Annotated in this window: 11 protein-coding genes; 4 read left to right on the forward strand and 7 right to left on the reverse strand. The window is 64.4% G+C overall.

The features are described 5' to 3' along the window. Positions 1–58: 58 nt before the first annotated feature. Complete coding sequence (hchA, locus tag BN4332_RS15325; RefSeq protein ID WP_066899435.1) at positions 59–943, forward strand: glyoxalase III HchA; 885 nt, start codon at positions 59–61, stop codon at positions 941–943. 9 nt (positions 944–952) lie between these two features. Here hchA and BN4332_RS15330 read toward each other — a convergent pair whose 3' ends face one another. Next, the gene (locus BN4332_RS15330) at positions 953–1,462 is read right to left on the reverse strand and encodes a DinB family protein (protein WP_066899338.1); all 510 of its coding nucleotides are present in this window, start codon (positions 1,460–1,462) and stop codon (positions 953–955) included. A gap of 172 nt (positions 1,463–1,634) precedes the next feature. Here BN4332_RS15330 and BN4332_RS15335 point away from each other — a divergent pair, with 172 nt between their 5' ends. Both BN4332_RS15335 and BN4332_RS15340 read left to right on the forward strand, forming a co-directional pair. Next, positions 1,635–2,096: an SRPBCC family protein gene (locus BN4332_RS15335; protein ID WP_066899438.1), complete on the forward strand. Its 462-nt coding sequence runs from the start codon at positions 1,635–1,637 to the stop codon at positions 2,094–2,096. A gap of 175 nt (positions 2,097–2,271) precedes the next feature. Continuing rightward, entirely contained in the window at positions 2,272–4,437 is a 2,166-nt protein-coding gene (locus tag BN4332_RS15340; protein WP_160110871.1) for a hypothetical protein, read from the forward strand. A gap of 44 nt (positions 4,438–4,481) precedes the next feature. Here BN4332_RS15340 and BN4332_RS15345 read toward each other — a convergent pair whose 3' ends face one another. Next, positions 4,482–5,114, reverse strand: coding sequence for a MerR family transcriptional regulator (locus BN4332_RS15345; protein WP_235654106.1), 633 nt, complete (start codon positions 5,112–5,114; stop codon positions 4,482–4,484). Between BN4332_RS15345 and BN4332_RS15350 the strand changes: the two genes are divergently transcribed. Then, positions 5,101–5,448, forward strand: coding sequence for a class I SAM-dependent methyltransferase (locus BN4332_RS15350; RefSeq protein ID WP_074133079.1), 348 nt, complete (start codon positions 5,101–5,103; stop codon positions 5,446–5,448). The two genes, BN4332_RS15345 and BN4332_RS15350, sit on opposite strands and share 14 nt — an antisense overlap. Before the next feature lie 70 nt (positions 5,449–5,518). Here the strand turns inward: BN4332_RS15350 and BN4332_RS15355 are convergent, their stop codons facing one another. The 5 genes from BN4332_RS15355 to BN4332_RS15375 all read right to left on the reverse strand — a co-directional run bounded on the left by BN4332_RS15355 (position 5,519) and on the right by BN4332_RS15375 (position 12,664). Continuing rightward, positions 5,519–7,837, reverse strand: coding sequence for a heavy metal translocating P-type ATPase (locus tag BN4332_RS15355; protein WP_074133080.1), 2,319 nt, complete (start codon positions 7,835–7,837; stop codon positions 5,519–5,521). A 27-nt stretch (positions 7,838–7,864) separates the two neighbouring features. Next, entirely contained in the window at positions 7,865–8,683 is an 819-nt protein-coding gene (locus tag BN4332_RS15360) for a DUF8832 domain-containing protein (RefSeq protein WP_084459281.1), read from the reverse strand. Positions 8,684–8,819: 136 nt separating this feature from the next. Then, entirely contained in the window at positions 8,820–9,029 is a 210-nt protein-coding gene (locus tag BN4332_RS15365) for a heavy-metal-associated domain-containing protein (RefSeq protein ID WP_066899348.1), read from the reverse strand. Between the two features lie 303 nt (positions 9,030–9,332). Further along, a complete protein-coding gene (locus BN4332_RS15370) occupies positions 9,333–12,203 on the reverse strand; it encodes an MMPL/RND family transporter (RefSeq protein ID WP_074133081.1) in 2,871 nt (956 codons plus the stop codon). A gap of 8 nt (positions 12,204–12,211) precedes the next feature. Further along, on the reverse strand, positions 12,212–12,664 hold the full coding sequence (locus BN4332_RS15375) for an MmpS family transport accessory protein (RefSeq protein ID WP_235654107.1): 453 nt from the start codon (positions 12,662–12,664) through the stop codon (positions 12,212–12,214). Between the last annotated feature and the right edge of the window lie 107 nt (positions 12,665–12,771).

A 12,771-nucleotide genomic window follows, 5' to 3' on the forward strand; every position in this document is an offset into this window, starting at 1 on the left:
GAACGCCGGGTATCACTGACCACACCGCACGAGTCGGGAAAAGGAAGTGGTGAACCAGATGTCGCAAGACGCAGACGACCTCAGCAAGGTACCTACCCCGGATCCGGCCGAGGACGACGCCTACTTCCCGTCGCCCTACTCGTTGAGTCAGTACACCTCGCCGAAGACCGACTTCGCCGGGGTCGAGCACAAAGGTGCATATGCCGAGGGCCGGTGGAAGGTACTGATGATCGCCACCGAAGAGCGATATGTGTTGTGCCAGAACGGGAAGATGTTCTCCACCGGCAACCATCCGGTGGAGATGCTGCTGCCGCTGCACCATCTGATGCAAACCGGATTCGACGTCGACGTCGCGACCATCTCCGGATACCCGGCCAAGTTGGAACTGTGGGCCATGCCGCACGAAGACCCCGCCGTCACGTCAACCTACGAGGCTCTCAAGACCAGGCTCAAGCAGCCCCTCAAGCTGTCCAACGTGGTCGCCGATCTCAAGGCGGCCTCCGACTATCTCGCCGTCTTCATTCCCGGCGGCCACGGCGCCGTCGTCGGGCTGCCGGGCAGCCATGAGGTCGGCCAGACGCTGAACTGGGCACTGGACCACGGGCGGTTCATCATCACCCTGTGCCACGGTCCGGCGGCGCTGCTGGCCGCGGGACTCGGCAAGTCGCAGTCACCGCTGGCCGGCTATTCGGTGTGCGTGTTCCCCGACGCCCTCGACGAGGGTCCCAACATCGACATCGGGTATCTGCCCGGACGCCTGCAGTGGCTGGTCGCCGACCTGTTGGCCAAGCAAGGCCTCACCATCGTCAACGACGAGATGGCGGGCACCGTGCACCAAGACCGCCGCCTGCTCACCGGCGACAGCCCGCTGGCCTCCGATGCGCTGGGAAAGCTGGCCGTCGATTGCCTGCTCGATGCGCTCGGGCGGGAGCATCCGGCTTGACCAGCGCCGTTAGACGCCGATCCGTCCGTCGATGCGCTCACGGATCAGATCCGCATGCCCACAGTGGCGGGCGTACTCGGCGATCATGTGCAGGTAGATCCAGCGCAAGCTGACCTCGCCACCCATGAATGGCGCGGTGTCGTCGAGCCCACGCGCCGCACAGTTGATCCGCGCCTGCTCGATCTCGCCCTGCCAGATCTGTGCTGCGTCGCGAAATGACGACAGCGCCGATACCCCGAAACCGCCGTCGTGGCCGTCGGAGCCCCGCGGCCCGAAGATCGGCGGCACATCCTCACCGGCGAGCACCCTGCGGAACCAATTGCGTTCCACCTCTGCCGCGTGCTGCACCAGACCGAGCAGGGTCAACTCGGACGGCGGCACCGGCGCCGAGCGCAGCCGCTCGTCATCCAGGCCTTCGCATTTCTGCGCCAACGTGGCGCGGTAGAACTCCAGCCACCCCTCCAGCGTCGTGCGCTCACCAGCATTCAGTGGCGGCCTCGGCCGCTCTGTCGACGTCATGCTCACGATGCTGCCATCACGTCCCGACAGCCCGCCGCCTCGAGAGCCCCGGGAATCCCCGGCGAAACCAGTTGTGCCGGGCCATACCTCACCGGGCCGGGCGGTGCTACGTTGACGGACAAGACGCTGCGCATCGACGCACAAGCCCGCCCGGGGAGGCAGACTCATGGCCATGGAAGGCTCGGTAACGGTGCGGATGGCCGCGCCGGCCGACCGCATCTGGGACCTCATCTCCGATGTTCGCAATACCGGAAAATTCTCGCCCGAGGTGATGGAAGCCGAGTGGCTCGGCGGCGCCACCGGACCCGCACTCGGCGCGCGGTTTCGCGGTCATGTGAAGCGCAACGAGATCGGGCCCGTCTATTGGACGACGTGCGAGGTGACCGCCTGCGAGCCGGGCCGGGAATTCGGCTTCGCGGTGCTCGTCGGCGACCGGCCGGTCAACAACTGGCACTACCGGTTGGAGCCGGCCGGCACCGACACCGACGTCACCGAATCCTTTCGGATGACCCCCGGCGCGTTCACCACGGTGTTCTCCGTCCTCGGAGGACAGCTCCGCACCCGCCGCAACATCCGTGACATGCGCAAGACGCTGGAGCGCATCAAGGATGTCGTGGAGACTGGCGAGCAATAGCAGCCGCCGAGCTCGCCGCCGGGGCACCGGCCCCTGTTGTCACCGCGCGACATTTAGTTATGCTTAATATTGCTTAGGCATACACATCGGGTCGCTGATGAGCGCCTGAACATCTGGAAATCACGGGGTCGGGAGTGATGTGGCCAGGTCACTGGTCATCATCAAGGAGGTCGGCATGACTGCACTCGTCCCCCCACCCGTCGACTTGAGGTCCCTGCAGCCGGCCGAGCCGCTGCCGCGGCGACGCCGGCTCATTCCCCGGTCACGCCGAGGCAAGGCGGTCGTCGCCGGTGGACTGGTCGTGCTGCTCGTCGCCGGGTTCCTCGGCGCGACGTACACAACCTCGCCGGGAGGCACCTTATGGGGCGTCCAGAAGGTGATCTTCTCCGACCATGCGCAGGAGGTTGCCCTGGCCGCAGTCGTCGACGACTTGAAGACGGCACAGGACATCCTCGGGAGCGGACAGCAGCCCACGCCGGAGCAGCTGACCGACGCACGCACCGCCCTCAACAAGGCCAAGCAGGGCTTGGACTACGTGTCCCCGTCACCTGAGCGCACCAGCCTGCAGAACCTGTATCTGCAACTGACACAACAACTTATGCAGTACACACCGGATTCGGTACAACGACTGGTTGCATTGCCCGCACCACCAGCTACGACACCACCGGTGCCTGACGCGGCGCTGACGAGCGCGTCTGCGCCGACCTGGGGGTACCCGGGCACGGCTGGGGACGACTTCATCCCACCGCCACCCGATGTTCCCCTCGCCCCGGCGGCCGATTGGCCCCAGCCGGTGGATCCTCCGTTGACTCCGAACCTCGGATACCTGGGTTACTACGACCCGTCCTGGGGCCAGCTCTACGGCTACAACTCCTATGACTGGTACAACTACGACCTCGGCGGCTACAACCGGTACGGCTACGATTTCCTCGGCTTTGACCGGTGGGGCTACGACCGCTGGGGTTACGACCGGTGGGGCTATGACCGCTGGGGATACAACTGGGCCGGGTACAACTGGGCTGGCTACGACCGCCACGGTTGGGACCGCAACGGCTGGAACGAATGGGGCCAGCGCCGCGACCACCCGGGTGACCCGCGCAGGCGGGACTGGTACGACCGCCACCACCCGTACCGGCTGTACTTCCAGTGGAAGTTCCACGTCCACAATCCGGTGTACCGCCGCGCGCAGTGGCATCGGGCCCACGGGTTCAACCCGGATCGGTACCGGGACTGGAACCGGAACCGGGATTGGCACAACCCGCGCAACCGGGACTGGGCCCGCCTCCCCGACCCGGTGATCAAGGTGGACATCCGCGTCTCCGCGCCGGTGGTGAACCTGAACGCCTCACTGGCGCAGTTCATCTCCAATGACAAGGCGACGGCTGCCTCTGGGCCGCTCATGAAGAGCCTCGCGGACAAATCCACCCGTGACTTCACCAAGGAACTCTCGCCGCGGCATTTCACCCTCACCGGACCGGCGCTGGAGTCGGCGCTGCGCAAGCAATCCGAACCAGTTGCCGCAAACCACGAGACACCAATTGCACCACCGGCATTGACGGCACCTGTGCCAGCTGCTCCGCCGTCGAAAGTGTCACCCGAGTTCAACGCACCCAAACTTGAGCCGGTGCCCGCCTACACACCGCCGACGACCGACAAACCGGATCGAAGGCCGGAGACCGCACCGGCACCGGAAGCAGAACCGGATGTCTCCTCAGGTCTACCGGCGGCACCCCCACGGTCTGACCGACCGAACCCGGGTGAAGCGTCGCCGGACCAACCCGACCCGGCCAGCCCGCCCAGCGTTGCGCCGGATCGCCCACGCGAGACCCCGGCGCCACGTCACACCGCTCCGGATCCGCAGGTGCCGGCGTCCCAAGCGCCCGCACCTGGGGAGGCACCGCGCCAACAGGAGCCTCCGCAGCAACGGAATCGGCCGGAACAGCCTCCGGCGCAGCGGGAACCGGCACCCCAGATCCCCACAACGCCCGAGCCCGAGACACCGGCTCCCAAGACACAGGCCCCTGTTCGCGAGGCACCGGTGTGGCAGGAACCCGCGCCCGAGCCCCAGGCTCCCGCCCCCAAGGAAGCGCCGGCTCCCAGGTATCAGGCTCCCGAACGCCAGACCCCGGTCTGGCAGCCGCCCGCTCAGCAAGCGCCCCCGCAAGAGGCGCCTGCCCGACAGCGACCCACTCGGGAGGCACCCGCGCGACCGGAACCGCCGGCCCGCGAGGCCCCCGCCCCACGGCAAGCTCCTCAGCAACGTTCGGAGCAGCCGCGATCGGAACCCGCGTCACCGAAGGAGCCGAAGTGTCCACCGCAGATGTGCTCGGGTCGCGGGTAACCCACACCGGCGTTGCGCCAGTTAAGGTTCTGATCGTACGGTGATCAATCGTCGCGGGGTTTCAGCTGCGACAGAATCGGCCGTGAAACGTGTTCCTGAGCGAGTTGACGTAGGGCAGACAGCATCGTGTCCCCCAAAGTAGTTGCGATGATCATCGTTTCGGTCATCGAGGACATCGAACTCTTGCTCTTGACGAGGTTGGTGTCGATCGTCGCGATCGCCTCGGTCGCCTCGGCATAATCGTCAAGGGCCGAGATCACGTCATCGTGCCCGAGTTGGCGCAGCGTGATGCAAGTATCGACCAGGACACGGTGAGCCGGGCTGCGGTCGTCGACGGCCCATCCGCGTCGCTCCAGCAGTGCGTCCACTATTCGGCGGGCGTTATCTTCGTCAGGCTCATCCCGACGCGTCTTGCGTCGATTGGCCAGGGCGTGTTGCACCTCGCCAAGTGACTGCCAAGCGTTCCGGCTGGTGGCATCCAGGACCGCCAGCAGATCTGCGGTCGCGCTGGCGGACATACCACCAATGTCGATGAGCGCCCTGATCAGACGCAACCGATCGGCGTGACCGTCGTCGTAATCGACCTGATTCGGATGCGTGTGCACACCGGGCGGCAACAATCCTTCCCGCTGGTAGTACTTGATCCTTGACGTCCAGCAACAGATGTTGAACGCCACGTCGGCTCGCGCCACCCGCCGTGGCGTGACTGTGGTGCCTCGCCGAACCGACGGTTCGGAACGATTGCCCTACAGCGACTCTCATTTTGACGCAGTTTATCTGGCGAGCGTGCTCGGCGAGATCCCCGAACCCGCAGCGATGATGACAGAGCTGAACCGGGTGCTGACCCCCAAGGGCCGGTTGGTCATCGCCGAGGTCGCAATCGACCCCGACTTCGTGTCATTCCGCCGGGCACACGAGCTGGCCGAGGCAGCCGGATTCGGTTCAGCCCATCGCTACGGGCCCCGGTTCGCCTACCACGCCGTGTTCGAGAAACCGGAGCGACGATCGTGATCAGCCTGCCCGGATACACCCGGGCTAACATCAGAATTACCCAACCAGCCTCTTACCATCGCCGTGACAATCATGCGTACTGCGGGGAAGGCGACGCCGACGCACGCCGCGGGTCGAGATCGGCGGTGCCGTCAGCTTGGGAGCGGAATGCGCGCAACCGCAGGCTGTTGCTGACGACGAACACACTCGAGAACGCCATCGCGGCGCCCGCGAGCATCGGGTTGAGCAGCCCGAGCGCGGCCAATGGGATCGCGGCGACGTTGTAGGCAAACGCCCAGAACAGATTCACCTTGATTGTCGTCAATGTCTTGCGTGCCAGCCGTATTGCATCGGCCGCCGATCGAAGGTCGCCACGCACCAGGGTCAGGTCGGCAGCCTCGATCGCAGCGTCGGTTCCAGTGCCCATCGCCAGGCCGAGATCCGCCTGCGCAAGTGCGGCAGCGTCGTTGACGCCGTCGCCGACCATCGCGACGACCTTGCCCTCGGCTTGCAGGCGGCTCACGACATCGACTTTGTCCCGTGGCAGGACCTCCGCGACGACCTGCTCGATCCCGACTTGCCCGGCGACCCGCTCAGCCACGGTTCGGTTGTCGCCGGTCAACAGAACTGGGGTCAATCCCAGCGCCTTGAGCTGGCCGATGGCTTCGGCGCTGGTGCCTTTGACTGCGTCTGCGACCACCAGTACGCCGCGGGCGGCTCCGTCCCAGGCCACCACAACCGCAGTCTGACCGGTCTTCTCGGCGGCCTCTTTGGCGGCGGCCAACTCTGCGTCCATGGTGATTGACCAGTCTTCGAGCAATGATGCTCGTCCCACCACCACGAGGTGCCCGTCGACGATCCCCTGCACACCCTTGCCTTCGACGTTCTTGAAGGACTCCGGGGTGGGCAGAGCGCCAACCCGCTGCACCGCACCCTTGGCAATCGCCTGAGCGATCGGGTGTTCGGACGCGTCCTCGACGGCTCCGGCTAGCCGCAACACTTCGTCACCACTGGTGTCACCGGTGGTCGTGACACCGAGCAGGGTCATCTTGCCAGTGGTGACCGTCCCGGTCTTGTCCAGCACGATGGTGTCGATCTTGCGGGTCGATTCGAGCACCTCGGGGCCCTTGATCAGGATGCCGAGCTGAGCGCCGCGGCCGGTCCCGACCAAAAGTGCTGTCGGGGTGGCCAATCCGAGCGCACAGGGGCACGCGATGATCAACACAGCTACCGCAGCGGTGAACGCGGCCGAGATCCCGAAGCCGCCGCCCAGCCACACCGCGAGGGTAGCGACGGCGATACCGATCACGATCGGCACGAAGACGCCGGAGATCTTGTCCGCCAAGCGCTGGACCTCTGCCTTGCCGGATTGTGCATCCTCGACAAGCTTGGCCATCTGTGCGAGCTGCGTGTCCGATCCGACCCGGGTGGCACGGACGACCAGGCGTCCGCCGGCGTTGACGGTAGCGCCGACCACGGTGTCGCCTTCGCCGACTTCGACCGGCACCGATTCGCCGGTCAGCATCGATGCATCGACCGCAGACGTGCCGTCGATGATGACGCCGTCGGTGGCGATCTTCTCCCCTGGCCGCACGATGAACTCGTCGCCGGCTGCCAAGTCCTCGGTCGGGATCCGGGTCTCTACGCCATTGCGCAGTACCGCAACGTCTTTGGCGCCCAGCTCCAAAAGTGCCCGCATGGCCGCCCCGGCCTGACGCTTGGATCGCTTCTCGAAGTAGCGTCCGGCCAGGACGAACGTGGTGACACCGGCGGCGACCTCCAGATAGATGTTGGCCGAGCCGTCGCCAGGGGTGATGGTGAACTCGAACGCGTGCGTCATTCCGGGCACCCCGGCGGTGCCGAAGAACAGCGCATACAGCGACCATAGGAAGGCCGCGGAGGTGCCTACCGAGATGAGTGTGTCCATCGTCGCGGCGCCGTGCCGGAGGATGGCGAACGCGGCCTTATGGAACGGCCATGCGGCCCAGACGATCACCGGTGCGGCGAGCGCCAGCGACGCCCACTGCCAGTACGTGAACTGCAGCGCGGGAGCCATCGCGAGGACGATCACCGGCAGCGACAGCACGACCGACCCGATGAGGCGGTTACGCAGAGCCGTCAGCTCCGGCTCCTCCCGCTGTTCATCAGCGTCGGATGCGGTGATCTTGGCCGCAGGCAGAGTAGCGCCATAACCGGTTTTCTCGACCTCGGCGATCAAGACCTCGATGTCGAACCCCCGCGGGGCACTGACACGGGCCTTCTCGGTGGCGTAGTTCACCGTCGCCGAGATTCCGTCGATCTTGTTGAGCTTCTTCTCGATTCGCATGGCGCATGACGCACAGGTCATGCCACTGATGTCGAGTTCGATATTGTCTGCCTGCTCCGGCGGGTGATCGGACGAGGTCGTCACGACATGACTCCTTTCAGTTCGCTCCGGTCAGTGACCGGCGCCGGAGTGTTCGGGCTCGGGCGAGCCCGCGGTGGCAATGCCCGGCGCCGCGGTGACGGTGAACTCTGCGGTGTGAACCTGTCCGTCCACCTTGAAGTCCAGGTACAGCAGGTAAGTGCCATCGGTCGGTGCGGCAGCCATGAACTCAATCTCGGGTCCCGGCTGGGTGATTCCGTCGCCCGGCTCACCCATCGGGTGCACGTGCAGGTACCCGAGGTCACCGGTCCGAAGCGCCACCAGGTGGCCGTAGGCGCCGAGATACGGCTCCAAGGTCTGGACCGGCCGTCCTGCGCGTGTGACGGTGAACGTCAGGGTGGAAGTTGCGCCGACGCCGAGCGATCCGTCGAGAGTGACGGTGAAATCGCCGACCGTGGCGACGGCGGACTCCGGCGGCAGTGGCCGCGGGACCAAGTTGCCGGCGACTGACGTGGTTGAGGTCAGCGTCACGTTGCTGCCGAGGTCGGTGGGAACGGCGTCGGCGAAGATCCGGTAGGAGCCCGCCGCATTCCAGCGCCACGGCATCGACCACCGGCCGTCGCCGTCGTAGTGGGGATGCACGTGCCGGAACTCGGCGCCGTCGCTACGGACGACGATCAGGTGGAGGTCTTTGTCGTGAGCGGTGTCGTACTCGGTGAGCGCAACGCCACCGGGGCCGGTCAATCGGAACGACAGCGTGCCGTCCTCTCCGACGACGTCGGGTGCTGCCACATCGCGGATCTGATATCCGCTACGTTCGATCGACAGGCCCGGCACCTCAGCCGATGAGGCCGATCCGTTGTGGCCGCCGTGGTGTGCTCCGTGATCCATTTGTGTTGCCTCCGTTTGCCTTTTCCACGACGCGGATGCGTCTGCGGGGATGAATGCGCGGGCGCCGACGAAGCCGGCGACGAATATCGCAACCAGCGCTGCGACGTACAACCCGAGCCTTAACGGTGCGCGCATGTCAGGCGCGCACTCCGGTGTATCCGGCTTCCTCGACGGCAGCCAACACCGCGGCGTCGTCAAGTTCGCCCGCGCTGGTCACCGCGAGAATGCCGGTGCTTGCGGAAACGTCGACTCGCTGGACGCCGGCCACCTGGCCGACTTCCCGAGTGATCGCTCCTTCGCAATGCCCACAGGTCATTCCAGTCACGTGGTACGTGGTCGTAGTCATCGAGTTCCCTTCACTTTCGTATATACCCCCAGGGGGTATCAGACACGAAGACCACCATACCCCTTAGGGGTATTTCGTCAAGTGTGTGCGGTGCGTTGTCGGCCTCCCGACAGCGCGCCTTCGAACAACGGGCTCACGAACACCCGCTTGAGTGGACGTTGGGCTGTCGCGGATCGGCGTGGCAACCCGTCGTTGGTGCAGGAGAGGATGGGCGCGCCGGCCGTGATTCACGGCCGGCGCGTCCGGGGCGGGTTCAGGCTCGCAATTGGCCCGCAGCTGCCCTGGGTGGAACCCGGGGCGACCTCAGTGGACCGGCACCGGGATCTCGGTGGTGTCCTCGCCGGCGGGATCGTCGGGTTTGGCGGCCCTCCGATTGAGCGCCGAGGTGGGGAGCACCTTGATCGGCCACCAGAACCAGCGGCCCAACAGCGCTGCCACGGTTGGCGTCATGAACGCACGGATTACGAACGTGTCGAACAACAAGCCCAGACAGATCGCAGATCCCACCTGACCGATGGCGATCAGATCATTGGTGACCATGGAGCCCATGGTGATTGCGAACACCAGACCCGCCTGCGTGGCCACGCTTCCGGAACCGGCCACCCCTCGGATGATCGAGGTGTTCAGGCCGGCGTGTAGCTCTTCCTTGAACCGGGACACCAGCAGCAGGTTGTAGTCCGATCCCACCGCCAACAAGATGATGACCGTGATCGGCAGTACGAACCAGTGCAGTTGCTGGCCGAGAAGGTGCTGCCAGACGAGTACAGACAGCCCGAATGACGAACCCAGTGAAATCGCGATCGTTCCGACGATCACGGTGGCCGCGACGATGCTTCGCGTCATGACCAACATGATGATCAAGATCAGGCTGAGCGCCGCGATCGCGACGATCATCAGGTCATAGCGGACGAACTCCTCGATGTCATGGAAGGTCGCGGCGGTACCGCCGAGATGGATTTCCGATCCCTCCAACGGCGTGCCCTTTATCGCCTCCTTGGCCGCAATCAGCTCTCGCGGTGTCGTGGCGAGCGCCTGAGTTCCCGCCGGATCACCTTCATGCGTGATGATCATCTGGGCGGACCTGCCGTCCGGTGATACCAGCAGCTTGAGACCCTTCTGGAAGTCCGCGTTGTCGAAGGCTTCCGGCGGAAGGTAGAAGTAGTCGTCGTTTTTCGCCGCGTCGAACGCCTGGCCCATCACGGTCGCCGTGTCGGTCATGCGGCCGATCTGATCAATCATGCCGTTGAAGCTGCTGTGCAGGGTCAGCATGGTGGACCGGATGTCTTTTGAAATTGCGATCATCGGCGGCAACTGAGCGACCTGCTGCGGCGTCAGCGCGTCCATCTTCTCCAGATTGACCAGCATCGAGGTCATGTTCTCGCTGAGCTTGTCGATCCCATCAAGACCGTCGAACAACGACCGCGTCGACGAGCAGAGCGGAATGTTGGCGCAATGCGGTTCCCAATACAGGTAGTTGCGTATCGGTCGCCAGAAATCGTCGAAATTGGCCATGTGGTCGCGCATTTCGTCAGAGGTCGATTTCAGGTCGCGTGAATCGCCGACCATGTCATGGGTGATGTCGGCCTGTTGCTGCATGAGGCCGTGCATGCGCTCCATGATCGCGATCATCGCGCCGAGTTGATCGGTCATCTTGAGCATGTCACCCATGCGGTCTTTCATGTATTGCAAGTTCTCGGTCATCGACACCGACTGCATGCTCACCTGGAACGGGACCGAACTGTGGTCGATCGGAGCCCCAAGGGGCCGGGTGATGCTCTGCACCTTGTTGATTCCCTCAACACGCAGGACGTTTCTCGCGATCCTGTCGAGGATCAGCATGTTGGAGGGAGTGCGCAGATCCTGGTCGGCCACGATCAGCATGATGTCGGGGTCCATCTTTGCCTTCGAGAAATGCCGATCCGCGGCTTGATAGCCCTGAATGGAAGGGAGGCTCTCCGGGATGTAATACCGATCGTTGTAATTGACCGTGTACGAAGGCAGGATGGCCAAACCGATCAGCGAGACGATCATCGTCACGACCAGAATCGGTCCCGGCCAGCGGACGAGACCGGTACCGATCCGGCGCCACCGGCGGGTCTGGATCTTGCGCTTCGATTCGAGCAGCCCGAATCGAGTGCCGACTACCAGCACCGCCGGCATGAGCGTGAGTGCCGCGGCGACCACGACGATCATGGCAACAGCGGTAGGCACACCCACCGCAGCGAAGTACGGCAGCCGGGTGAATGCCAGACAGAAAGTCGCGCCGGCAATCGTCAAACCCGAACCCAGGACCACATGCGAAACGCTGTGGTATGTCGTGTAATAGGCCGCCATACGGTCCTGCCCCGCCGCGCGCGCCTCGTGGTACCGGCCGAGGAAGAAGATCGCGTAGTCGGTGGCCGCGGCGATGCCCAGCATCGTCAGTAGGTTCACCGCGAGGTTCGACAACCCCATGACCTGGTGATGCCCAAGGATGGCGACGACTCCGCGCGCGGCACTGAGTTCGATGAAGACCGTGATGGTGATGAGCAACACCGTGGCGATCGAGCGATAGATGAACAACAGAATGAGTGCGATGATCGCGAAGGTGATCAACGTCATCTCGAGCTGACTATCGTCAGCTGCGGCGTTCAGGTCCATCGTGAGCGCGGCGGGACCGGTGACATAGACTTTCAGCCCAGCCGGCGGATTGCTTCGATCGACGATATCGCGCACCGCTTCAACGGATTTCTTGGCCGGCGTCGTCCCTTGGTCACCGATGATATTCAGCAGGACGTAGGCCGCCTTGCCGTCCATGCTCTGGGAACCTCCGGCGGTGACGCGGTCGCCCCAGAAGTCCTGAACGTGATCGACATGCTCGTGGTCGTCTTTGAACTGGGCGACCAGTCCGCGATAGTAGTCGCGCGCCTCATCGCCGAGTTCTGTGTCGCTTTCCAGCAGCACCATCAGCATGCCGTCGTAGTCGAACTGTTCGAACTCGACGCCCAGCCTCTTGATCGCCTTGTAGGACGGCGCGTCCTCGGATGCCAGCGAGACCAGGTTCGCTTGCCCAACCTTTTCGAGCGACGGCACAACGACACTCACCGCCACCATCGCCACCAGCCAGGCCACGATGATCAGGACGGGCACCCGGCTGATGGCCGTCGCGATGCGGGATGGCTTGGCAACGGCCATGACTGTTCTCATGCGGATTTCACCAAGCAGAAGACCTGGGCGTTATGAGCGGTCACCGACTGCTCATCGCGCACCTCGCCGTTGACGGTGATTCGGCAGCCCAGCTCGCCGCTGTTCCCCTGCGCAACCACATTCGCGAAGACCGACATCAGTTTGGTCGAAATCGTGTACGACCACGGCAGTGTCGCGAAATCCGCACGCTGCGGCTGAGCATGCTCGTCGAGGAAGTTCGCCTGGCCCTTTGTTCCCGCCGGGCCGAACACTTCGTACGTCACGTCTTTGGGAATGACGGGCTCAGATCCATCCCTGATGGCGGCCGGCACGTGCAGAGGCGAACCGGCCACCCCCTGCAACCGCGACACCGCGAACACTGCGATCGCGGCCACCATCACCACCACCATCGGTATCCATATTCGCTGCACGACCCTAAACATCTCTTGTCCCTTCAATGCGTCAGCCATACCGACGTGAACAACAGCAGCATTGGCGCGCTGCTCTCGGGCGCCATGGTGTGTCAACGTCTGCTCGGAGCGTACACCCCATACCCCTATGGAGTATATGGCGATTG

The sequence above is a fragment of the Mycolicibacterium houstonense genome (assembly GCF_900078665.2).
Classification (GTDB): Bacteria; Actinomycetota; Actinomycetes; order Mycobacteriales; family Mycobacteriaceae; genus Mycobacterium; species Mycobacterium houstonense.

Bases quoted from the DNA above. Each gene is read 5' to 3' on its own strand.
- hchA (WP_066899435.1), top strand. From the start codon at position 59: ATGTCGCAAGACGCAGACGACCTCAGCAAGGTACCTACCCCGGATCCG.
- BN4332_RS15330 (WP_066899338.1), bottom strand. From the start codon at position 1,462: ATGACGTCGACAGAGCGGCCGAGGCCGCCACTGAATGCTGGTGAGCGC.
- BN4332_RS15335 (WP_066899438.1), top strand. From the start codon at position 1,635: ATGGAAGGCTCGGTAACGGTGCGGATGGCCGCGCCGGCCGACCGCATC.
- BN4332_RS15340 (WP_160110871.1), top strand. From the start codon at position 2,272: ATGACTGCACTCGTCCCCCCACCCGTCGACTTGAGGTCCCTGCAGCCG.
- BN4332_RS15350 (WP_074133079.1), top strand. From the start codon at position 5,101: ATGTTGAACGCCACGTCGGCTCGCGCCACCCGCCGTGGCGTGACTGTG.
- BN4332_RS15360 (WP_084459281.1), bottom strand. From the start codon at position 8,683: ATGGATCACGGAGCACACCACGGCGGCCACAACGGATCGGCCTCATCG.
- BN4332_RS15365 (WP_066899348.1), bottom strand. From the start codon at position 9,029: ATGACTACGACCACGTACCACGTGACTGGAATGACCTGTGGGCATTGC.
- BN4332_RS15370 (WP_074133081.1), bottom strand. From the start codon at position 12,203: ATGGCCGTTGCCAAGCCATCCCGCATCGCGACGGCCATCAGCCGGGTG.
- BN4332_RS15375 (WP_235654107.1), bottom strand. From the start codon at position 12,664: ATGGCTGACGCATTGAAGGGACAAGAGATGTTTAGGGTCGTGCAGCGA.